The sequence below is a fragment of the Roseburia sp. genome (assembly GCF_041325975.1).
Lineage (GTDB): Bacteria > Bacillota > Clostridia > Lachnospirales > Lachnospiraceae > Roseburia > Roseburia rectibacter.
In genome coordinates, this window is sequence record NZ_JBGLEJ010000003.1 from 426467 (window position 1) to 450258 (window position 23792).

Annotated in this window: 23 protein-coding genes and 2 pseudogenes; 1 reads left to right on the top strand and 24 read right to left on the bottom strand. The window is 40.8% G+C overall.

Going from position 1 to position 23792, the window contains the following annotated elements; all coding sequences use genetic code 11:
• Positions 1-17: 17 nt before the first annotated feature.
• The 5 genes and pseudogenes from ACDD58_RS02405 to ACDD58_RS02425 all read right to left on the bottom strand — a co-directional run bounded on the left by ACDD58_RS02405 (position 18) and on the right by ACDD58_RS02425 (position 4324).
• Entirely contained in the window at positions 18-1202 is a 1185-nt protein-coding gene (locus ACDD58_RS02405; RefSeq protein ID WP_370775540.1) for an IS630 family transposase, read from the bottom strand.
• 116 nt (positions 1203-1318) lie between these two features.
• A pseudogene (locus ACDD58_RS02410) lies at positions 1319-2210 on the bottom strand (YhcG family protein).
• A gap of 25 nt (positions 2211-2235) precedes the next feature.
• Complete coding sequence (locus ACDD58_RS02415) at positions 2236-2640, bottom strand: hypothetical protein (protein ID WP_055169603.1); 405 nt, start codon at positions 2638-2640, stop codon at positions 2236-2238.
• Positions 2641-2662: 22 nt separating this feature from the next.
• Positions 2663-3013, bottom strand: a pseudogene (locus ACDD58_RS02420) (23S rRNA (uracil-5-)-methyltransferase RumA); the annotation flags it as partial.
• A 336-nt stretch (positions 3014-3349) separates the two neighbouring features.
• Positions 3350-4324, bottom strand: a complete 975-nt coding sequence (locus tag ACDD58_RS02425) for a hypothetical protein (protein WP_370775543.1) — start codon at positions 4322-4324, stop codon at positions 3350-3352.
• 149 nt (positions 4325-4473) lie between these two features.
• Here ACDD58_RS02425 and ACDD58_RS02430 point away from each other — a divergent pair, with 149 nt between their 5' ends.
• The gene (locus tag ACDD58_RS02430; RefSeq protein WP_241070783.1) at positions 4474-5799 is read left to right on the top strand and encodes an IS1380 family transposase; all 1326 of its coding nucleotides are present in this window, start codon (positions 4474-4476) and stop codon (positions 5797-5799) included.
• Positions 5800-5958: 159 nt separating this feature from the next.
• Here ACDD58_RS02430 and ACDD58_RS02435 read toward each other — a convergent pair whose 3' ends face one another.
• The 19 genes from ACDD58_RS02435 to ACDD58_RS02525 all read right to left on the bottom strand — a co-directional run bounded on the left by ACDD58_RS02435 (position 5959) and on the right by ACDD58_RS02525 (position 23780).
• Positions 5959-7479, bottom strand: a complete 1521-nt coding sequence (locus tag ACDD58_RS02435) for an ATP-binding protein (protein WP_370775545.1) — start codon at positions 7477-7479, stop codon at positions 5959-5961.
• 120 nt (positions 7480-7599) lie between these two features.
• Positions 7600-8556 carry a hypothetical protein gene (locus tag ACDD58_RS02440; RefSeq protein WP_007885387.1) on the bottom strand — a complete coding sequence of 319 codons (957 nt, stop codon included), beginning with the start codon at positions 8554-8556 and terminating at the stop codon, positions 7600-7602.
• 171 nt (positions 8557-8727) lie between these two features.
• Positions 8728-9321, bottom strand: a complete 594-nt coding sequence (locus tag ACDD58_RS02445) for a hypothetical protein (protein WP_370775548.1) — start codon at positions 9319-9321, stop codon at positions 8728-8730.
• 212 nt (positions 9322-9533) lie between these two features.
• The gene (locus ACDD58_RS02450; protein WP_370775550.1) at positions 9534-11168 is read right to left on the bottom strand and encodes a recombinase family protein; all 1635 of its coding nucleotides are present in this window, start codon (positions 11166-11168) and stop codon (positions 9534-9536) included.
• Between the two features lie 12 nt (positions 11169-11180).
• On the bottom strand, positions 11181-12080 hold the full coding sequence (locus ACDD58_RS02455) for a recombinase family protein (protein WP_243102982.1): 900 nt from the start codon (positions 12078-12080) through the stop codon (positions 11181-11183).
• A complete protein-coding gene (locus ACDD58_RS02460) occupies positions 12052-13668 on the bottom strand; it encodes a recombinase family protein (protein ID WP_199654295.1) in 1617 nt (538 codons plus the stop codon). Before ACDD58_RS02460 ends, ACDD58_RS02455 begins: the two co-directional genes overlap by 29 nt.
• A 90-nt stretch (positions 13669-13758) precedes the next feature.
• Complete coding sequence (locus ACDD58_RS02465; RefSeq protein WP_182435217.1) at positions 13759-13917, bottom strand: SHOCT domain-containing protein; 159 nt, start codon at positions 13915-13917, stop codon at positions 13759-13761.
• 81 nt (positions 13918-13998) lie between these two features.
• Positions 13999-14394: a hypothetical protein gene (locus ACDD58_RS02470; RefSeq protein ID WP_055215788.1), complete on the bottom strand. Its 396-nt coding sequence runs from the start codon at positions 14392-14394 to the stop codon at positions 13999-14001.
• Positions 14395-15099: 705 nt separating this feature from the next.
• Entirely contained in the window at positions 15100-15525 is a 426-nt protein-coding gene (locus ACDD58_RS02475) for an RNA polymerase sigma factor (RefSeq protein ID WP_006859205.1), read from the bottom strand.
• Positions 15526-15899: 374 nt separating this feature from the next.
• On the bottom strand, positions 15900-16481 hold the full coding sequence (locus ACDD58_RS02480; protein WP_370775553.1) for an accessory gene regulator B family protein: 582 nt from the start codon (positions 16479-16481) through the stop codon (positions 15900-15902).
• A 3-nt stretch (positions 16482-16484) separates the two neighbouring features.
• The gene (locus ACDD58_RS02485) at positions 16485-16646 is read right to left on the bottom strand and encodes a cyclic lactone autoinducer peptide (RefSeq protein WP_117485427.1); all 162 of its coding nucleotides are present in this window, start codon (positions 16644-16646) and stop codon (positions 16485-16487) included.
• Between the two features lie 105 nt (positions 16647-16751).
• On the bottom strand, positions 16752-18047 hold the full coding sequence (locus tag ACDD58_RS02490) for a sensor histidine kinase (protein WP_215679529.1): 1296 nt from the start codon (positions 18045-18047) through the stop codon (positions 16752-16754).
• A 1-nt stretch (position 18048) separates the two neighbouring features.
• Positions 18049-18753 (bottom strand): LytR/AlgR family response regulator transcription factor, encoded by a 705-nt coding sequence (locus tag ACDD58_RS02495; protein ID WP_370775555.1) that lies wholly within the window; start codon positions 18751-18753, stop codon positions 18049-18051.
• A gap of 56 nt (positions 18754-18809) precedes the next feature.
• Positions 18810-19145, bottom strand: a complete 336-nt coding sequence (locus ACDD58_RS02500) for a helix-turn-helix domain-containing protein (protein ID WP_006859200.1) — start codon at positions 19143-19145, stop codon at positions 18810-18812.
• A gap of 203 nt (positions 19146-19348) precedes the next feature.
• The gene (locus ACDD58_RS02505; protein WP_118210394.1) at positions 19349-19777 is read right to left on the bottom strand and encodes an HTH domain-containing protein; all 429 of its coding nucleotides are present in this window, start codon (positions 19775-19777) and stop codon (positions 19349-19351) included.
• A gap of 25 nt (positions 19778-19802) precedes the next feature.
• Positions 19803-20519 carry an AAA family ATPase gene (locus ACDD58_RS02510; RefSeq protein ID WP_118210395.1) on the bottom strand — a complete coding sequence of 239 codons (717 nt, stop codon included), beginning with the start codon at positions 20517-20519 and terminating at the stop codon, positions 19803-19805.
• 15 nt (positions 20520-20534) lie between these two features.
• Entirely contained in the window at positions 20535-21935 is a 1401-nt protein-coding gene (locus tag ACDD58_RS02515) for a prepilin peptidase dependent protein A (RefSeq protein WP_118210396.1), read from the bottom strand.
• A 51-nt stretch (positions 21936-21986) separates the two neighbouring features.
• A complete protein-coding gene (locus ACDD58_RS02520) occupies positions 21987-22658 on the bottom strand; it encodes a hypothetical protein (RefSeq protein ID WP_118210397.1) in 672 nt (223 codons plus the stop codon).
• A 123-nt stretch (positions 22659-22781) separates the two neighbouring features.
• Positions 22782-23780 (bottom strand): hypothetical protein, encoded by a 999-nt coding sequence (locus ACDD58_RS02525; RefSeq protein ID WP_147403018.1) that lies wholly within the window; start codon positions 23778-23780, stop codon positions 22782-22784.
• Between the last annotated feature and the right edge of the window lie 12 nt (positions 23781-23792).

Below are 23792 nucleotides of genomic sequence, written 5' to 3' on the forward strand. Positions count from 1 at the left end.
AGTATTTCATCCTTTAATTAACTCGACTTTTTGACAGACAGTGTATCAACAATGATTTCTTCCGATACATCAATATCATCGAGATTATATTTCCAATGGAACACAATCGGCTCTTCGTTTATTTCTACAAAATATCTGTAGATACGATTAGTAAGTTCCTCCTTAGATTTAACACGGATACCTTTGAGCATCTGACAAGTCATCTTGCTAAAGAAACTTTCAACCATATTGAGCCATGATCCATGTTTGGGAGTGAATACAAATTCGAATCTTCCCGGTACAGTTGCCAGGTATTTTCTGGTCGCCTCTGATGTATGAACTTTAAGATTATCGAGTACGATGCAAATCTTGTCTCCCTTTGGATACTTATCATCTAACAGCTTCAAAAATTCAATGTATTCCGTGCTGCTGTACTTGTCTCTTACAAGAGGAATCGCTTCTCCTGTTTGAAGATCAATTGCAGCTAATAATGAAAGAGTCCCCAAACGTTTATATTCGTAATCTCTATTGATGGTCGGATGCTTTTCGTTCGGCATTAAATCATCTGATGTTGTTGCAATAGCCTGTATTCCTGGCTTTTCATCATAAGACAGCACATGTATAGGTGTATCTTCAGATATAATGAGCTTTCCAGATTCATCAAACTGCATTTCAAGCTGCTTATACACAAGCAGGACATTATGCATTTTGGAATCAAAATTAGGATCCCTGTTCTCACAATAATAAGTTATTTTATGTGGCTTTATATCTGCCTCGTCAAGAATTGTATGTACTGTACTTTTATGAATGGTGGATAGTCTTGTGTATCCAGCTGCTTCAGCAGTTTTATTGATATGTGAGATTAGCTTTGCATACGTCCATGTTTCAGCAGCATATCCAAAATCAATTGGCTTCTGGCATGCAATGTTAATGATCCAGGCTTTTTCTTCGTCTGTAATCTCTGCATTCCTGCCACGACCAGGGGCATCAAAGAGTGCATTTTCAATGCCGCCTTCTTTAAACTTTTTCAGGCAAAGCATGACGCTGCAGCGGTTGATCCCCACTTTATCAGCAATCGCATCTATTGATACGGAATCCGCACGTAATAATAGAATGCGCGCTCTTGTAACTGTTTGAGCCTGAATTGTTCTGGCACGAGTCTGACGTTCCAGATATTCTCTTTCTTCATTGCTGAGTTCGATTGATGATGCTCTTTTGCCCATGCAAATGCCCTCCAAAATTTTTATAAGGACATTATAGCACAGGTTCTGAATATAGTCGAGTTATTAAAAGGATATTATACTAGTTCCATAAATTTTGCACCACCCTGATGTAAAATTTATTCTTTTTTCATACCGTCAATATATTCTTCTGTCTTACTAGCTTCCAATGCTCGATATTCCTGATTTAATTCTCTCAACAATTCTTCTTCGCTTGGCAAATATAATTTATACTTTGAAGCAAAAATTTGTGTTTCGTTTTCCGGCAATGTATATTTAACTACAGACTCACTCTTGTCTGCACATAATACAATGCCTATCGGCGGATTATCTCCCTCATTCATAAGCTCTCGCTCATAATAATGAACATACATCTGCATCTGTCCTAAATCCTGATGTGTTAAGTCTCCAACCTTTAAATCAATCAATACAAAACATTTTAAGATGTAATTATAAAATACAAGGTCAATTCTAAAATGGCGTCCATCAAACGTTATTCTTTTCTGCCTTGCGACAAATGAAAAGCCTCTGCCAAGTTCCAAAAGGAATTTCTGCCGCAACCTGCTCTTTATTTTTACTGGATAATAATCTTTCGTAAAAGAAAGAATTTATCTGTCTTTCAAGCTGTCTGGTACTCCATTGTGATTTTACGGCTTCCTGCATATAAAATTCTCGTGCTTTATCATTTTCCACACGCATCAAAAGCCGATAATGAGTCCAACTCAATTCGCTACGCAGTGCGTAGCCATTTGGAAATGTCAAATAAAACTGCCTCATATTTTTCAAATTGGCAACAGTAAATCCTTTTCCAAAATCTTGAGTCATTTGTTTCGATAATTCTTTCAATAAACCTGTTCCATACTCCGCCTTTTCGTTACCGCCCTGTTCTTCAATGATTGATTTTCCGATATTCCAATAGGCTTCAACCATTGCAAAATTGGCTGTCTGATAGACTTTATTTCTTGCTGTTATCAAGATGTTCTTTATCTCACCATAAAATTTTTGTTCCATAAAAACCTCCGCAAGACACCTAGTTTTATTTGTATAAATCCTTTCTCAATCGATTTACAAGTATATTAAATTGTTCCTCACTTTTCTGGTAAATAAATTTTTCTAATTCCTTGACAAGACCATCATCTTTTGAAATTAACTTCAACTTAGGAATTGCCATCTTCAAATCATTTATTGCATTATTTCTATTTTCATCATCTGATAGCTCTTGTATATTATACCTTGCAACTCCTAAAGAAAATTTCGCTTCGGCTGGAAAAAGTACAATTTGCGCAAATACAATTATAGATTCATATACTCTCTTTTTTTCCTCAAAAACATACTTTTTCTTATCTTGCAATGGTTGAAAAATAAATGTGGACAAAATCAACGTTATTACAGAAGAACCTAATATACTAATAATTATGGAAATTACATTATCTATACTCATTTGCACCCCTTCCCTGCTACAATTAAATCACTTCAAAATGCTTCAATGCATCCTTTATCGCTTCCACTTTCTCTGCCGTCGGATGTTTCCGCGGCTGTTTCAATTCTTCTACCGCATTAGGAGCATCATACATCGGCAATCCTAAATCTCTCTTTACCTCTGCGATATATGCAGTATGTACTTTGAAGCCATATTTAGCTTCTATGTACTCCTTTATCATTTTGTAGGTCACTCGTTCCTTGGGCTTGTATTCTTCGGCTCTTTTAGCGATATTATCAAGTGGAACTTTTCCCTCATCCTCACCAAACTCAACTTTTACGTTGATATGTCCGTCTGGCTTTTTGTGGGAAAGCAGTACTACCGTCTCCACATGTGTCGATAGGGTAATTGAGATGCACTTTCCAGAGTTTTCACTTTACTCTGGGAGCGAAAAATGTTGCAATCCTCTGTGACGAGGCTGCAAAAAATTGACATGATGCTCTCTCTTATGCCCCTGCATAGCAAAAGATTGCATTGTATTTTAGATGTAAGCCAGACCAGCTTACGATTACTCTGCTCTTTCTCTATGGTCCACTACTCATCCCTTGATGATAACTTCTAAGATATTGTACCATAAATTGTTTATTGGGGAAATTACTTCCCGATAAAAATGGGCAGAAGAAAACCTCCAAATCTGTTGTGGACTTGGAGGCATTATTCCAACCATTTACTATCTTAAACAATAATTTGTCTCTTTATATTTTGTCTCAATAAAAACATCTAACAAAGCTTTTTGCTCTGTAGATAATTCAGCATGATCTCTAATCCATAAATGAATTGCTTTTCCTATTGCATAAGATAATTTTTCCTGTTGCGATGCACTTATATTATTTCTAGAAACATTCGGGATAAATTCTCGATTAAAAATATTAATAACGGCTCCCTTTAATATTACTCCATCAACAAGATATGGTATCTTAATCCTTAATCCTGATAGTAAAACATTCTTAACATAGCATGTATCAGTATTTTCCCATCTAAATCTTCCTTTAAATGTATTTTCCTCATTATAAGGCAAAACAGCATTTGATTCTCCTGTGACAACCCCTTTTTTTATAATTTCTGGCTTTACTGGTGTTAAAGAGCCATGATGAAACTGATTTCTAAATCCGCCTAATGTATATCCACCAATAATGCTCTCACTTGACTCTTCTATTATAAAATCGTAATCTTCAAACTCATCTTCATCTCCCCATATATTTATAGCTTCATAATTTCCTATCTTATCAAGTGCTTCTTGGTAATCTTCTAAAACATCATAGGCTTTAAGGAATTCACTTTCTTCATCTTCTGTAATAATCGGAATTTTCAAGAATGTAATTTTCCCATCTTTAACAAAGTTTTTAATGGATATATTTTCTTCATCCACCGAATACTCCTCTTCATTATAGCAATAACTCTCGTACCCATTTATGTCACTTAAATATTTTGCAAAATTTATTTGTTTATAGCTACAATCAATGAATGCCTCTATACCACTTAAGTATTCTGAAAGACATATGTTTTCTGCAATTATTGTTTCAATCCTCTTAATATTACATTCCAATGGCATTGATACACCTTTTTCCATTGTTGATATTTTAATCGGTATTCCACAATCCAAAAAATTATTTTCTATAAAAGATACCAATCCTATATTATTCACGGCACAGCCGTGAAAGTGGCTGAAAACCACATAGTTTCTATATTTTAACTGAATATTGCTTTTCACCTATCAGATGAATGAAAAAAGAGCATCCATTTGTGGTAAAATTAAGGTGTCGAATCTTAAAAAATAACCCAAAGGAGCCCTTTATGAGTATTGTAAACACCTTAGCCTTAGAAAGCAATAGACAGATAAAAATAAATTTTGATGGAGGAGATCTCTCCTCCGATGCAGGTCTGCTTCTTATCAAAGAATTCATAAGCAAGCTTGGTATTGATAAGCTTTTAGACAAAACTTTCAAGACCAATGATCCTGCATTATTCAGATATCACACGGATCAGAAAAATCTGCTCCAGATGATATATATGATCATTGCCGGTTATTTCGAAGATGATGCTTCCGATGAACTGACCAATGATCCGGTATTCAAGTCTGTACTTGAAAAAGATGCGCTTGCATCACAGCCTACGGTATCGAGATTCTTTAACCGTATGGATGAAGATACCTTAAACCAGTTCCTTGCGATTGCCAGAGTGCTTCGGAAGAAAATTTACAGTATTCAGATGCCATCGGCTGTTATTCTGGATCTGGATTCCACCCTTCTTGATGCATACGGCAGACAGGAAGGCAGAGCCTTTAACTTTCATTATCAAAGCAATGGTTATCATCCGCTTGTCTGTTATGACGGAATGACTGGAGATCTGATAAAAGTACAGCTTCGTGATGGAACACAGTATTCCTGTACAGGAGTGGTTGACTTCCTGCAGCCGATACTGGATGAATACCAGAATGATTATCCTGCAATCCGTATTCTGCTTCGTGGTGATAGTGGTTTTGCGACTCCTGATCTTTATAAGCAGTGCGAAGAAAACGGCACAAGCTATGTGATCCGGCTGAAGGAGAATGGTCTTCTCCGTGAAAAAGCATCCTATTTTGTGGATGAACTTAATGAAATCACCAGAAATAACAAAGTGGATTATGCGGTAGTTTATGGTGAATTCATGTACAAAGCAAAGTCATGGCCTTATGAAAGGCGTGTGGTATGCAAGGTTGAAAAGCCGGAAAACCAGATGGTTTACATGTACACATTTGTTGTCACAAACATGGATTCCGCACCAGAGTATCTTATCAAATTTTACTGCAAGCGAGGTCTGATGGAAAACTTTATCAAAGAAAGCAAATCCGGTTTTGATTTTGCTTCCGTAAGCAGTCATACCAGAATCGTAAATGCAAACAGACTTCAGGTACACGCTCTTGCGTATAACATATTTAATTGGTTTAGACGATTGGCGTTATCAGCAAACATGCGAAAACAACGCATAGATACCGTCCGTTTAAAACTGCTGAAGATTGCTGCAAAAGTAATTCGTTCAGCAAGATATATCACATTCAAGCTGTGTAGCAGCTGCCCTTATAAGAATGAATTCTATGAGACACTTTCAAATATCGGTAAGCTGAATGTACAGCTGGAATAGCAACTATTAACGAACCTTGACAGCTTAATAACCGCTCAGAACTCTGCTACAGGGATTTTATACCCTTTTTGGAGATTGGTTGAGCGATGTTTAGGCTACATGGGTCAATTTGGGGATTCATGGTACAGTTATCAGTTCAGATACTGTTCCGTGAATAATTCAGGCCAATCTTTCTATATTATTATTGAACACACTTAAACATTGGTCATAATCTAAAATTATTTCTGTTCCCTGCTGTCTTACAGTATCTTCATAAGTAAGGCATATGTACTCACTGTTTCTTTCAAATGAAATTCGATTCATTTTCTGTTCATTATAATAAACTGTATTAACCTCCACTTTATCGGATAGCATAAAACATGCCAAAAAACCTATTCCATAATGCCCTATTGGCGAATATTCTCTATCTTGTAGCCTATAATCATCTGACGCATAATAAGATACACCAACATTCAGAAAATACTTTTTCAAAATATCTATAGACATACCACTACCATTGTCCATAACCATAACTTTTTTTCGATCTTTGTCCAAAATCACTGAAATATATGGCTGATAATTTTGATATCTAAATTTTTCCATTTTAGTGGCCGATTCTTCCATAGTCTTACATGCATCAATTGAATTTTGTATTAATTCTCTTAACCCATATTTTCTATCACCATAAATATGCTCTCCCATCAATAAATTGGTCACTGCATTATAATCCAAAGAAAGTCTTAAATCAGAAAAACTAAAACCCTTCGATTGAATTTGGTTTACTACATTTGTTTTTAATGGTAATAGATATTTCTCGTCTACAAAACTTTCACATAAATCTACAGCATTTTTTAATTCTCCATTAATAGCATCAAAGTATTTTAAAAGTTTTCTATGAACAGATGGGTCCTGACTTGTACCCTGAAAGAAAATTTCTAATTCATTTGTTTTAGGGTTTCTTCTTATTTTATCATAGTTCTCTATCACAAAATGTTGTTTCCATTCTAAATCACTAAATTCCTTTGGGTTCAAATATTTATATAAATATAATGGTGCTCTTTGCTCATCAATATCCAAATAGTCAGATATTCTAAGTAGCACAGAGATATACTGTGCATTAAGATCAAAATGTCCCTTTTTTTCATCATTATGCAAGTTCTTTTTTATCCATTCAAAATCTTCATTATGCGACATGCATATTTGTGCAAGTTCAGATTTAAATGAAATATTTGTTGATTCTGGAATCAAAAATAACCTTTCATCCATCTTTGTCTCAATATAATCTCTCGCACGTTTACCATGTACCGGCCTTACGCACTCTTGCAAAGCGGTCATTTCATCCCCATATTTCTCAAGTACTTTACTATATTTTCTTTCACCCAATATCGCATGGTCTGCTTTGATTTCCTTAATTTCGTCCACATTTGCAATCATTCCAATATCATGCAACAATGCACTATATATAAGTAATGCTACTTCTAATTCACTTAGTTTATTTATATCCACAACAAGTGCATACATATATTCCATCACATTTATAGAATGTCTTACACCATGAACTGTATAACTTGCAAAAACATTATTAATTTGCGGTAATATCGTATTAGCATATTCTATAGTTTCATCTAACTTACTTAAAAATTTACTATCTTTTTCCTTTAACCACATATATAAATGGCTTTCCTGTACTTTTTCTATCATCTTAATCACTCTCTATTAGTTATTACCTAATTCCAAATATCCATCTAATTTCAATATTCCTAATATAACAGGAGCCTCCAAGTTATTTAAACTCAAAGGCTCTCTTTTTCTTACATAACTTTATGCAAGTGCAGGTTCCTTCCCTGCAATAATCGCTTTCACTTCTTCTATATCCTTATCTGTGGCTGAGGCTATCTGCTCTGCTGTAAAACCATTCTTATACATTTTTATAATAAGTCCTGCTTCACCTTCCGCACGTCCAATCGCAATACCCTTTTCTTCAATTCCCTGACTCAAGTTACACATAACGCTCACATCCTTCCTGAAGTTCTCCTCAATAGGAATATCGTATTCATTTCCAATTATGTTTAGTTTTTCATCTATTGTAAGTTCCTGTGACAGCAACGCTCCTAACAGACGGTGCAGTTCATATGTCTCATCATGTTCCGGCAGATTCTTTGCCAGTCCAAGCATGATGATATTCAGCAGATCAAGATTTCCCTTCCATTGATAGGAACCGATCAAATCTTCTTTTGTGAGATGCACATGGCTCATGCTGCTCTCTTCCATGTTCATACATACCCAGATCGAATATACACGCTTAATGTCATCGTAGCTGGAATTCTCAAAATCACGTTCTTTTTGTGATGAGATCAGTCTGCTCACATAAAAGATTGCCCGGTTTAAGATTTCGTATCCCTTCGGCTCATCTTTCTGTGCTTCCACATTTATGATGATCTGTGACAATCCGTCTCTCATACGCACATAAAAAACGATATCAAATCTTACCAGACCTTCATTGATCTCTTCATTTTCTGTGTTGAAACCGACCAGTCTCTCACCATTTTTTTCGCTGGCTGCATTTGTGAGTCCAGGCTCTACCGGTACCGTACTGATATGTGGTGTTCCCTCAATGCAGTCGACCACATCCTTGGGATTCATGCCCTTAAACTCATCAACTGTTTTTACCAGTATATGTGCCAGTATGCTTTTCTGTCCTAACAGACGCTTTGCACTCGTATCATACTGTGCTTTTGAATCTGTTGCTTTCACTGCATTTTTCAATTCTGTATTCACTGGCCTTCCTCCTTTTTGTAACAGATATAGTCATCCCCAAAAAGGCATCTGACCACACCTATATTATAACTTACCCATTTCTTTTATACAATCAATTTTTACATTTGGAAAATGAACATAAGAAAAACTCCAAACCTGCCATAGACTCGGAGTCTTGATTCCATCCATTTTTTACATTGTCTGCACTGGAACATGTTGTTCCTGCTCCTCATGTTCCAAAACATCCTGTTCTGGCACAGGCTCTATACCGTTTGCTTGCTCCTGCCCTTTTGCCATATACCGGATTTTAATGCTGCTGTAATCAACCACTGCCGGTTCCAGCACTTTTTTCTCTAACATGTTTAACATCGCTTCGGTGTCAAATTTCCCCTCAAAATAAAGTTCCTCATCCACCTTTATCGGTACATCCATTTCTTCCGGTGAACTGCCAAGGATCGTCCTCCAGCGTCCGGCTACTTTTCCACACATTTCCATAAATTTTTCATGGATATCCGGCTGTTCATTACAGGTCTGCAAAATCTTTTGTGCCACCTTTCTCCATGTAGGTGTCTCTATCCATTCTCCCGATGCGAACTGGACTGCCAGTGGTCTTTTCCCTTTCAGTTCCGCCGGGGATACTGTGATAAGGCTGCTTTCCCGGATCGTATCTCTCTTATCTGTATGCATCTCCCCACTCCGGTACATCTGGAGCAGTGCATCACATTTCGTGTTTACAAGTTGTAACATTTCCTCCCTCAGTTCTTCTATCAGTTGCTCATAATTCATACGCTTTTCTCCTCCTGTCGCACACTTACTTCATGTACTTTTTTTATATCCACTTTCTTTTACTCATTTTCCGTTATATGCTTTCTGCTCCTGCTGTCCTTTCCTATTTTTATGCCAACAATAAAACGCCCGGATCATCGGGCATTTTATTCTTACCATAAACTGGCAGGAACAACGTTTCCTATTTACTTGCTGCCATTCCTGCCGCAGTCTTACTCATATCGAATCTCCTGTTCCATGACTATGCCTGACTGGAACTGTATCAGCAGTTTCTCGCTGGATTCCACTTTGATGGTGGAGATCAGCCGTCTCACAAGGTCATTGTCGAACTCTGGTATCTGGCAGGTGCTTGTGCTTAAGTAATGGTCGATATCTTGGATTCTCTGTTCATAGCTGTCAGACATCTGTTTCTCGTTTCTGGCTGTTTTCTGTGCCTCTTTTAAGGCATTGATTTCCTCTGCTATGGTGCGGTAGCGTTCATCAAACTCCGGTGTGTAAGAGCCGGTCTTTGCATTCTCTGCAATTAGTGCCACCATCTCATCCTGCTTTTCTTTTATCTTTTCTTCGTATTCTCCGGACTCTTTTGCGGTGCTGTAGCTCCCGATGACATGGATGATGTTCTGCCGGAAGTTTTCCATAAATTCCATATCATCACTTGTGATCCTGTGGATGGCTTCCATCACCGCCCTGTTTAATGCGTTCTCTTCGAGTGTCTCGGATTCCCCGCATTTCTTCACTCCGTTGGTCAGCCGATTGCTGCATCTCCAGACCACTTTCTTTTTCCCGTTTCTCGCCCAGGTGACTCTCCTGTACTCCTGTCCGCATTTTCCGCAGATCAGCATGCCGGTCAGTGCATAGGTGGAGGAATACCTGCTTTTCTGGTTCTTCTTCCGGGTGACAGCCGCCTTGCATAAGGATGCCCTCCGCATCATCTCTTCCTGTACCCTGTAGAACAGCTCTTTCGGAATGATTGCCTCATGGTCATCTTCCACATAATACTGCGGTACGATTCCAGTGTTCTTGACTTTCTTTTTTGTCATGAAATCCACCGTATAGGTTTTCTGCAGTAATGCATCTCCCATGTATTTTTCATTGCGGAGCATTTTGTCTATTACCGTGGAATGCCATTTGTCCTGCCCTGTGGCGGTCTTGATTCCCTGCTCTTCCAGATGCTTTGCGATCTTCCCGGTACTGTAGCCCTCCAGATAAAGCCGGAAAATCAGCTTTACGATCTCTGCCTCTTCGGGTACGATGACCAGGTCACCATCCTCGTTTTTGGTGTATCCCATGAACTTTGTGCAGTTTACGATGACCTTGCCTTTTTCAAATTTCCTCACGACTCCCCAGCGGATGTTCTCACTGATGTTGCGGCTCTCCTCCTGTGCCAGACTGCTCAAGATGGTAATAAGGATTTCGCCGGTTCCCTCCAGTGTATTGATCCCCTCTTTCTCGAACACCACCGCCACGTTCTTTTCCTTCAGTTTTCGGATGGTCACCAGCGAGTCTACCGTGTTCCTCGCAAACCTGCTGACCGACTTTGTAAGGATCATGTCGATCTTTCCTGCAAGGGCATCCTGTATCATGACATTAAAGTCTGCCCTCTTTTTGGTGTTTGTTCCACTCTTTCCGTCATCCGCATAGATGCCGGCATTTTTCCAGTTTTCGTTTTCCGATATCTTGCTGGTATAATACTCCACCTGTGCCTCATAGCTGCTGTCCTGCTCTTCCAGTTCCGTACTGACACGGCAGTAGGCAGCGACCTTCATTTTCTTCTCTGACAGTTTCACATTCCGGTCATACTGCACCTTGGCAGGTATCATGCTGATCTTTTTTGCTGTTTCTGCCATCTGCTCTCCCTCCTAATCCTTATATCCGGCTGTGACACGGCTCCCATTGATAAACTCCACTTCTGCCATGTTTCCGCCATGCACCCAGATACGTGCGATTATTTTTCTATATAAATTTTCATCAAATGTTTCCAGTTCCTTTTTTCCTGCAAGGATGTTTTTGACCTCCTCTGTCCGGAACTCCCCATCCCTGACCTCCAGTGTCCGGTAGCGTTCCTCTGCCCTTTCATAGAGCAATTTCATCAGGTCTGTTTCTGTGCGTTCCTGTTCTTCTTTCATCCGCTGCAGGTTCCGCTCCAGAACCCGGTACTGAGGGCTGACCTTTTCCTCCTGCCTGTGTACCCGGAGCAGGCCTTTGTTTCGTATCACTGCATTGATGGCTTCCACACACACCTGCTTTGCCTGCCCGTCTGTAATAAAACTGTTCCTGCAGTTTTTTGCTCTGCCAGTCACATAACTCTTGCACTTCCACTTGGCAGTGCCGCCACGCTCTTTTTTGTGGCTCGGCTGGATATGGCTGCATACTGCCCCGCATTCTGCACACCAGATGACACCTCCGAAGAGGATTCTCTCATCCCTGCCGGGCCTGTGGTCTGCCCTTCCAAGCTCTGTCCTCACCTTTTCCCGTCTGCACTGGACTCTCTCAAACAGTTCCTCTCCTATGAGCTGCGGATAGTAGTCTGTGCCAAGGTAGCTTGGGTTTTCCAGTATCCTGCCGATGGATGCGTGGGTCCAGGACACTTTCCCTTTTGCATTGCATATGTTTCTCCCTTTCAGGTTCTGGGCGATCCTGCCTGCCGCCACCCCGCTGTCATAGTCTGTAAATATCTGTTCCACAATTTTTCTCTGCTCTTCACAGATGGTAATTTTTCCATCCACAACCTTATAGCCGATTGGCATGTGCCACTGCATCCTGTCCGCCTCCCCTCTCCGTCAGTTTCAGTCCGTTGTGCAGGCAGAAGGTGATGTCGTGTTCCTTGGAGACCACGATCTTCTCTGCTGTCATTTTAAACAGTTGCTCGTCAAACTCCTCCCTTAATCCGTCCTGTTCTGCAATCAGTTGGATAAGCTGTTCGGTCCGTACAATTTCTTTTGTCCTCCGCAGCTTTCTGGTCAAAAGTGTCTTTTTTCTTCTGCATTCCGTCAGCTGCCAGCCAAGCTTGCTACTGCTCTCCATAAAAAGAGCAGAGTCCATATATCCTTTCCTCATGACTTGGTTTAGGATTTGGCTCTGCTCGCTTATATCTTTGATTTCCTTATCCAGTTGTCTGATTTCCTCACTGTCCTGCCTTGCTGCCACAAGTTCTGTCAGCTCTTTTAACAGCGGCTCTAATATCGTTCCCTGATTGGTGTACAGCTTGTTCCACATGTCTGTAAAAGCCCGGTGCAGTACATCCTCCCGGATGGCTTTCATGCAGCAGCTCTCTTTATCCTCCACATGTCCGCTGCACGTCCAGATGATTTTCTCATAGGGTTTCCCGATGTAGATTTTCTGCCGCCGGAAGGTTCTTCCGCATTCCCCACAGATGATTCTGCCGGAAAACAGGTATCTTTTGGTGTAGTCACTCTTGTTCATGTGCAGTACATCCACCCGGTATGCCATCAGGTTCTGCACCGCTTCTGCCTCCTCATGTGTGACGATTGGCGGATGGCTGTCCTTGATGAGATACTGGTTTCTCTGTCCGTTGTTTACCCGGCGGACAAATGGGAACCTTGTTTCTGTATAGGTTCTCTGTTGCAGCATATCTCCCTCATAAATCGGATTTTTCAGAATGTCCTGTATCACCCCGTCCTGCCACTTTTCTGCACCCCGGATTGTCGGAATGCCTTTCTGGTTCAGTGCCTTTGCTATCACATACACTCCCATGCCGTTTAGGTAGGATTCATAAATCCACCTTACGGTTTCTGCCTCGGATTCTATGATGACTAAATTTCCATCCTCGTCTTTTCCATAGCCATACGCTGGCGTCGATATGATATAGGTTCCATCCTGAAAGCGTTTCTGTATCGCCCATCGGTTGTTGCTTGAGATGTTTTCTGATTCCCCCTGCGCCACCGATGCCAGGATGGTAATGAACAGCTCGCTTTTTTCTGACAGCGTGTTGATATTCTCTTTTTCAAAGTAGATTCCAACGCCAATCTCCTTCAGCTTTCGGATGGTCTGGATGCATTCCACCGTATTTCTTGCAAATCTTGTGATGGATTTCGTAAGGATCAGGTCGATGTTCCCATCCTCACAGTCTGAAATCATCATCTGGAACTCATCCCTGTGCTTTACGTTTGTTCCGCTGATTCCTTCATCCGCATACACCCCTGCAAACTCCCACAGGGGGTTGCTCTCGATTTTTTCCGTATAGTACTCGACCTGTGCAGTATAGGAAGTTGCCTGTGCCTGACTGCCGGTACTGACTCTGGCATATCCGCACACTTTCAGCCTGCGTTCTTCCTGTGTATGTTTCTGCGCTTTTGCTGCCTTTATGACAGTCACTTTTTTTACCATACTTTTTTCTCCTTTCCCAGTATTTTCAAGGGTTTTCACTCCCTGTCAGCAACATACACTACCACATAGTTTTATATATATCCAGTGTTATTACAGATATACTTTTGCCAGTTCGGGGGAAAAGGTCTTGACATTCAAAACCCGGATTTTTTCCCATTCTTCCTCGGTTAACAGCTTATCTTCATGCATCCTTTTTAAGAGAAATTCAGCAATCTTATACCGCACCTCATTCGCTCCGCTTTCCATCATCTCTCCCCTTTTTCCTCCCACAATTTAAGTAAGTTAAATTCATTCTCCCAAGAAAAACACTTCCGCCCAGAAGAAACACCTTTACATCATCCCGATTTCAGCCATGGTTGCAGCCTCATCTTCTTCCCGGAAATACTGTTCCGATACATCCCTGCTGACTGAAAGCACCTCTCCCGCGTCCTTTTCTCCCATCTGGATCGGGATTAAGAACGGATGGATTTCCTTACAGAATTCCAGATTGGGACAGCTATTGATAAAATAGCCACAGGTATCTAATATCAGCCTGTCACACATATCTGTGATGACGATCTTTTCGGCTTCAAACATGTGGCTGCCGATATAATTTGCGATATTTTCTGCCGTGGTCGAGATATAGTCCTCTTTCCGCTCCCCTCCATCACTCGGATAAAGATAGGCATATCCTGCCCTCTCCGTTTCAAAAATCCTTAACATCATTTCGGTATCTTCTTTCTTCATTTCCTGTTTTCCTCCATTCCCCATTTTTCAGTTTTTCTTAACCCCACAAGAATACGGCGGAAGTTCCCCTCCGCCGCATGGTTTCTGTAATTAAGTCTTACTGCCATAATCCTTCACTTCATAAATAAAAAGTGTCTGTCCCTATTCGTCACTACTCCCCGGAACCGAAACGCCGCCAAAACAGAGAAGAAAAAATCCCAAAGCCGGCATTTCATGGGCAGTCAGTCCAGACTGTCTTTGGTCCCTGCCACTCGGACAGGCAGACATCACAGGTATCTCACCTCCACCACTGCGTGCTGGCTAATCTCAAGGTGTATCATTATTGGCCATTCCCCTCTTCGCGCCTGTCCACCACAGACAGGCTGTACCCCGACTTTCCCGCTCGGCTCCTTAGATGCGATCTTTTTCACAGCATGGCTGGCAGAAAGAACATCTGCCCGATTGCTGCAGGAGTGTCACTGCGCCCCGGTTACGGCTCATGAAACGGCTAACGTATCTGAACTGCTGGATATGGCTGGCAGGATATGGCGTGATTCCATCCTGCGCTCGGAGCCCTGCATTCCTCTCCGGCATTTTTCAATGTGCGTTTTGTCTGCCTGTGTCGTATCCACACACGAGACATGAGAGGATTCCCGGAAGAGACCATCTGTCCAGAAAAAGTTCCTCTCATAAGGTACTCACAGAAAAACACGTTTTGAGGGGGTATTAATCAAAATATTTTTTTATTTTCTTTACCGCACCGTTTATGCTCTCCCGGATGTTCTTCTCTCCGACCCCTTCTTTCGCTGCAATCTGCCGGTATGTCATGCCCTCAAAAAAATAAAAATGCAGCCGCTCTCTCTGCACTGGAGTGAGTGACTGCATTGCTTTCTGCAGGGTTTCTATTTCCATCTGCCGGATGACCGTATCCTCTACCGATTCCCCGGTCAGCTCCACCAGATCTTCCGTTTCTCCTTCTGTATATCCGTCCTTGGTCGTATGTCTGATATCCCGCATTTCCTGTGCGTGGGCTTCTTTGCGGAACGTATCGACAAGTGCCTCGTAGACTTCTCTGGTCACATAGGTGTATTCCAGCTCACCAACTGCATCTTTATAAAAATCCTTGACTCTGATCCTGATCCATTCTGACATTCAAATGTCCTCCATTTCGTAATTTTTTTGAAATGAAGGACATCTGGAGGGCCTCTGGGTTCTGCTTTACTGGAAAAAGACAATAAAAAAAGGTGCTGTTCCCATGCAAAATAAAGCATGCAAAACTGCACCCGGATGTTATCCTTATGAACTTTTCCCTTTCTGCCGCCCCCTGCAATCCGGTGCGGCATAAATTCCCCAAAACATGCCACGCCTTTCTTCTCCTAAGCCTTTTTGCGGTACTATACTTGGAAAGAAAGTGCGCTTCAATATAAGTGTAATAAGTCTTACGGTACCTGTAATAAGTTACCGTCTTGGATTGTCATCCCTCCTGTTTTCCAGAAAAAAAGTCCCTTCCGTTTGTTCGGAAAGGACTATCCATTTTCGGTATGCGACTGTATCCATAGCTGTGCTTTTCCTACGAGCATGAACAGTGCCGTGATGCAGATGCCCGTATAAACAGCGTAAGCATACGGTATCTGGCCTGCATACCACAAAATGCCAAGCACAGCCAGTTCCAACGCTGCAATCAGCCTTGCTTTTCTGCCAAAATGCTTTTGTTCCTCTTTATCCAGTTTCCGGTTCTTGCTGTGCATGGGACTGAGTAAAAAAATAATCCCTGCGGACACCAGCAATACTGCCAGCAGCCATGCCAGCGATGTCTTACAAAACACAGCCTGTGTATAAACCGGAACCAGCAGCACCAGATTGGAACCAAGATAACAGAAAATCCTGCTGTCTGAGTGATATCCACCAGTATAGCTGCGAAGAACCATAAAAGAAAGGGTAAACACTGCCACAACCGCCAGTTGCTCTGTGAGCAGGCCGATGACCAGTGCCGTCACAACGTTTAGAAGCAGGATCATACCATTGCGTATTCCAAACTGGTATAATTCCTGCTCCTCCTCTTTTATGATTCCCCGCTCAACCATACGGTGGCTGAGCCATTTCGTCATGATTTAAAACCTTCTGAGTTTTTTGGAATCTTCTGGCATCTTGTCCTGTCCGAAATACCACATGCAGGAACGGTTGGTTGCCATGGTTGTCACCATGAGTGCCAGTGCTGCCATCACGCTCATGGATTTGCTGCTCAGTCGGTACATCCAGTTTCTTTTCTTCATTTTTAGTAAAACCCTCCTTTTTTTGATATTTTCACTCTAACAGTTTCCATATAAAAATCAATCTATCTGTAACAAGTTGCAGGTTTGCTGTAATAAGTTGCAAGTTCACTCCAGTTTTGTGATTCCATTGAGCAGAAGGGCTGCCTCAAAATGTTCCCCCTGATCCTTTAACAGAAGCTCCCCGCCATATTTTTCTGCCACTTTCCGCACTGAACGGATTCCCCTGCCGTGTTTTATTTTATCTTTTTTGCTTGTCTGTCGATAGGAACTTGTCCCGGATGGCTTGCTGTTCTTAATGGATAAAAGCAGTCTGCCCTCTTGAAACTTTGATTCTACATGAACATACCGTTTTTCCTGTTCCACTGCCATTGCTGCCTCTATCGCATTATCCAGAAGATTCCCATACAGAACACCCATGTCCCCGATATCCACGGATACTCTCTGGGGGAGCAGCGTTGTAACCTGCATCGGTATCTCTTTCTCTTTTGCCTTTATGCTTTTTACTTTTAATATGGCATTCACCACAGGATTTGCGGAATAAATGATCTCTTCTGCCAGCCGGATATCTCCCAATACTTCCTGCAGTCTGTCCTTGATCAGTTCCGCACTTCCCTGTTCCGCCGCTGCGAGCAGTCCCGTCAGCCGGTTCTTCATATCATGCCGGATGTCCTGTATCTGTTCCTGATACCGTTCCATGTCCTGATAGTATTCGTTCCGGTATAAGATTTCCCTCTGGATCATTTCCTCTTCGTGCTGTTTTTCTTCCACTGTCGTATACTTTTCAATCATCAGAAAGATGATATAGTTTGTGATGATAATGACAAAGATGATACACATGCACAGCACCACCATCTGTGCCGAGATTAATTCTTTTGCAACTTCTATCAGTAAAAAACAACTGATCAGGCTGCATAAAGGTATCATTGTCAACATATATTGCGTTTCTTTTGGCATTGCTGATAGTCGAATGCTTCTTCTAGATTTCAGTCTGCAAAACACCTCCACAATAGTTGCTTTCAAAAGTGCCATAAAAAACACGATAAAATAATATGAAACCGTGGTATCGTCCAACACCTTTTCCATGAATGCCTTATTAAACAAATATCCTAATGGTTCTGCAACTCCCATAATCCCCATATACAGCAGAACCGCAATCAGCCTGCTTGCAATCCCTGCCTCATACTGGCAGACATATACACAGAGAATTGCAACCATCGTCACAAAATTCAGCCAGCTTATCCCCATCTGGTTCACCGCACTTCCAATCAGCTCGCACACTATCAGCAGAAGGACCGAAAACTCCATGGAAGTTTTTCTGTTTCCGATGAACTCCTCTAAATATCTGCGGTAAATGCAGAGGTCAAAAAGATTTATGACAAGCCTCACCCCATATAATGCCATGTCACATTCCTCCCTGCACAAACGCTATGTGCTTTTCCGTCAGCTCCTTCCGGTACCCTCTTGTCACTCCCAGCTCTGTGCCGTCTGTAAGCATGACCATGCCGCTGGATACGGAATGAACATGTTTCAAATTAACGATAAAAGAGCCATGAACGGCGGCAAACATGCGCTCATCCAGTTTCTCCCATATTTCATTCAAATTCATGTTGGACTGATATTTCATTTTCTTTGTGTGGATAATCGCCTGACGCCCCCGCTTTTCCAGATACAGGATTTCGTCAAACTTCAGACTGTACCGCACCCTGCGGTAACTAAATGAAAAACTCTGATTGGTCAGATTCAGATAGGTTCCTGCCTTCTCAAACAGCACACGGAGCCTTTCTTCTGAGATTGGTTTTGGAATAAAATCAAATGTGACAACTTCAAATACACTTGGCATGTATTTGGTATAGCTGGTAAGAAACACCAGCAATGCCTTGGGATCTGTCTCACGGATCTGTTTTGCCACCGCCAGTCCGTCCATTCCAGGCATCTCAATATCAAGAATGTACATATCCGGCTTTTGCTCCGCATCTGCACATTCCCTCAATAATTCTTCCGGTCTGGTATAAAACGCATACTCCACCGCATAATCGATCATACGCAGTGTATAGCGTCTGATCCTTTCAATGTCCTGCTGATTATCATCGCAGATTGCTACCCTCATACATCGTCTCCTTCTCAATATATTTATCAAATATACATCCCGGAGACTGTGCTGCATTAACGGCCTGTCATCAGCTTTCTCATATACGCAAGCATACGGTCTATAAATGCATCCCGTTCCTCCCTGCTACAGTTTGCAAGGAACAGTTCAATATCAACCTTATGATTTGTATCCCCCGTAACCAGATAAGTCGGCTCAATCCTGTACTTCTCATACAAGATCAGCATTTTCTCCGGCTGTAAGCCATAGACACCGCTTTCGATTTTTCGATAATGCTCTACCCCTACATCCAGCGTCTCTGCAAAAACTTCCTGCGTATATCCACTGTTTTCTCTGGCGGTTTGCAACCTTTTTCCGATCTGTATATTGATTTCCTTCTTCTCTGCTTTCATGGAATTCACCTCGCTTTTATGGTAATGATACCAACGAGAAATACCTGAAAACAGATTGCAACACAACACTTCAAAAGTCGTATTGCGACATATCTCCATAAACGAAAAGTGAGCAGCAGACACCAATCTGCTACTCGCCTTCTATCTTTCTTTATTCTAATTACATTTCCTGCTATTCCACCAGTTTCCCAAGCACCACATGATTATATTGGCAACTCACAATCTTTTAGCCAAAATCGCAGTTCCATAACAGTCACAGCAATTTTATATTTTACTTCGATTTCAACTTTTTCTAGTGGATTGGTTAAAAGCCTGTCAATATCCTGTTCCTCAACACCAGCCATCTTTGCTATCGTAAGCTTGGATATGCCGTGATAGGAAACAAGCACTTCCAAAAAACCGCTTAGTTGCCTATCCTTATCTTCAATCGCTCCAAAATACAGAAATCCTGCTTTACTAAGTATTTTAAGACGCAATGTAGGATCATCTGGCAAACATTCCACATTGCCCATTACTACTCCATCTATTGTTTCTTCAGTTATTTCTAAATATTTTGAAAGAGTATTTTTATTAAAACGATACTCCTCAATTAAAGAAGTCAACATTTCTGAAATATTTTTTGTTTTTATCATATTTGTGCCCTAACACATTGTTTCTTTACTCTGTCAACAATTTATCCAGCAACATCTGCCTATTGTTTATAAACATTTCTGTCACTTGATAACTCTCTGTTTCTTCATATTCACATAAATGTATGCTTCCATTATCAAAACAATAGATATCTGCATCTGGTATGCCTAATAAAATAGGTGAATGTGTAACTATAAAAAATTGTGCTCCCTCTTTTGCACATCTATATATTTGTATTAACAATGTAAGCTGTCTCTGAGGTGATAATGCAGCTTCTGGTTCATCAAAAAGATACAGACCATTTGGCTGCAAATTGTTCTGCGCTAACGCGAGAAAACTCTCTCCATGTGACTTTTCATGATATTTAACAGAAGGATGCGCAAAATCTGCATATTCTTCTTCCTGCGTTGCAACATTATAAAAACTTTCGGCTCTAAGAAAATATCCCCATTTTTCCTTCCGATAGCCTTTTGAAATTCTTATCGCATCACATAATTCTGAATGTGTATCATGCGTAGAAAAAACATAATTCTTTGTTCCACCCTCAGGATTAAAACCATGTGCTACGGCAAGTGCCTCCAATAAAGTGGATTTGCCACTGCCATTTTCTCCGACAAAAAAAGTAACCGGTTTGTTGAAATCAAGTTTTTTAACACCCAAAAAAGCCTCAATTCTCTTTAAATAACTATCGTTATCAATTCTATCCCAATCGAATGTTACTCCTTGTATAAATTGATTATTCATTTAATTACCTTTGCTTTATTTTTTTATCTGAATTGTACCGTCTGCCATGAAAAACTGTACGTTTAACTCAGACATAATATCTTTGTGCTGTGTCCGATTATATGCTAAAATTTCCCGGATATCGCTTGCGTAATCCTGATAGGTCAGGTTCCCGCCCGGATTATTTAACAGGTCATCCAGTGTTTTCGGCAGACCATGTATCGTTGCATTTTCCACGGAAAGGTCTCCAAGCGATACACTGCCACCGGTTGCCTTATGTAAAAATTTTTCCACATCCGTCGCAGCTTTTAACAGATACTTTTCTTTCTCAGACAATGCCTGTATTTCCGAATCCATAGAAAAATAAATATCCATCAGCTCCTCCGAATGCTTTGACAGAACATCCTCTATCTTCTGTTTCATTACATGATCATTGATACCATCCACACTTACCTGACCATCCGCCCCAATTTTTATGGAAAACGTGGAATCGGAACTATCCATTCCCGCTTCCTGCAAATCAGCAAATATCTTATCTTTTACTGTGGTATTCATTTTTGCACTTGCATTCGCACTATCCAGCTCTGCTGCGGTACAGAAGATATTTAAAAGTGCATTTTCCTGCTCGGTCAGTTCTTTGCCTGCTGCCTTCTTTTCCAGTAAATTGTGAATCTGCTCATCGTCCGGCACTGCCCCACCCTGCATGACCTCTTCTGCCTGTTCCTGATGCAGTTTCTCCATCTGCTCTGTATAATAGGCTTTGTACTTCTGCCGGATTTCCTTAATTGCACGCATTTCCTCCGTATCGGTTAAGCCTTCCTGCATCTGCTTCCTGACTGTCCCTTCATACTTCTGAACCTCTGCCATTTCCTGATAAGCTCCATGACTTTTATCCGCCTGTGTTGTCTGGAAGGAAAGATGATATTCGGCATCCGGGTTTACCATTGAACCGTCCTTTGCCTGTACTTTTACGGTATAACCCCGGTTGTCCGAATTCCAGTTCGGTATGGTAATACTCAGACCTCCATTTCCATTCTCTTTCCCAATGCCAACCTGACTGCCTTCCTCATCATACAAAACCATCTCATAATCACAGCCTTCCGGTATATGATCTAAAGTGATCGTAATATCCTTATTATAGGTATTCTTCGCGAAACTTAATGCCCGGTACTCTGTAATATTGAATTTGTAATAATCCACATCTTGTGTATCCGATAAATTTCCCTTTAAATATCCATCCGGCTTATTGATAAGTGCCGTCAGATCCAGTGTTCTTCCAAACACATCCTGATCCGTATATTTATTTGTTTTCCAGAAATAATCATTGGAAACTTTACTGTTTTCTACTGCTATGTTGTTATCAGTAGGTAAACCTTTTTTCTTAAAATCATATCCTACAAGCTGCGTATGCATCTCTACTGTGCGGGTTATTACCATCTTTTCCTTCTCCTTGTGTATAATTGTTTTTCATAATACTTTCCTATATTCTTATGCTTTCCTGTCAAAAGACGGCTTCTCTTCCAAATAATCCGGCAGTTCTCCCAATTCAGAACTTTGACCATTCTTTTGCGCATGATATTCATTGAAGTAAATTCCGTAAAATTCTCTTTCTTTTTCCCGCTCAGCCGGAGTTCTTTCACATCCCCATCCGTAACCATCTCCCAGATAGGTCAGCACTTTTGTTCCCTGATAAGAAATGTCGGCACCATATCCTCCACCTGTCAGAATCGGACATTCCAGTGTGCCTCCTCCCGCCAGAACAAATTTCTTTTCCGCAAGGTTGTTATTCTTCCCCTCTGCCCTCTCCAGAAAATCAAGCAGTGATAATTCTCCGATTCCCTTGCATTTCGGATTACTGTTTTTTTGTCTTTTTACTGCATTTTTCGCCTGCTGATATAATGCCTTTCTGTCAGGGGATACATCGGATATGTATTCTGCACATAATTTTGTTCTCTGCCTGTGAATAGATTCTAATTCCGCTTTGTTCGTTGTATTGGCAGCTCTCTGAGCCAGTTCTTTAATCTCCGCAACAAACTCCGCCTGTGACTTATTGCTTTTCCCTGCACTTGGAATCATAGACCAGTCAGGTTCGCCGTTTCTCAGTGATGCACTATATTTTGTAATAGCAGAATTCGCTGCATTCGAAATCGAAATTCCCATAAATCCACCTCGCATTTCATAAATAAATCTATCCCTTTATATCTACTGACTTTCTGCCACTCTACTCTCTGGTGATGTCATCCAATTTTATTTGAATTGCATTATATCACTGTATTATGGAAATCAAATCGTATCATTAAATGTACTTCCAACATTACCAGTTACTGCATTCGCATTTGCAATCTGCTTTACAAACCTGCTAATGTCCTGATCTAATACATTCGTTAAAGAATTATTATTCGCCGTATTGCGAATACCACTTGCCTGATATACAGGTGTCATAAGTTCCCTATACTGTTTCATTGTAGCATTCAGAGCCTTTTCATCCTTCATATCCACATTTTGAAATAAGGTTTTTATAGTCGACGAAAGTTCTTTATTTGATGCAGACTGCACAACACTTCCTCTTTGTGTAGCACCTTCCAAATTAGCCATTAATGTCTTTCTTGTCTGCTCTGGTAAATTAGCCATCTGGCTTTTCAGTGAGTCTGCTGCCTTATCACTGAGTTTCATCCGGGTGTTGTAATATGTATTCAAATTTCCTGTGTTTCCCACACCTTCCTGTTCATCAGTAAAATATCCCTGACTATTTTGACGTTCTTTTTGTGCCTGCGTGAGACTATTTATATATTCCTCCATACTTTTGTTTATGACGGCAGCCTGTTCTTCTGTAAGATTTTCTTTTGCATAGCTGCTTACCATATTTGTTGCAATTCCCATAGACGCATAATCTTTGTAATCCAAATCACTTCCCTTGGCAGGCAAAGCGGAAATTGCATTTCTCACAACTTCTTTACATGCTTTCATTTGGGCATTAGTGAATGTAACACCATCTATCTCATATGTAATGTTATCCCCTGTTTTAGAGAAAACATTATCTACAACTTCACTTCTGTCCACACTCAATGTCCTTGACTGATTCTGTTGTTTCTGTTGCATCTCCCTTACTTCCTCATCAGACATTTTTCTCATTGTACCAGATGATTTTTCCTGTAGCTTCTCTGACGTATTTCCCGCATACTTTTTGGTTACAGTGTTAATCACATCGTAATTCTGGGAAATCAACCCCGTATTCATATAATTGTTCACACTAGACGTTTTATAATACCTCCATTCTTTCATTAGGCTGCTTCT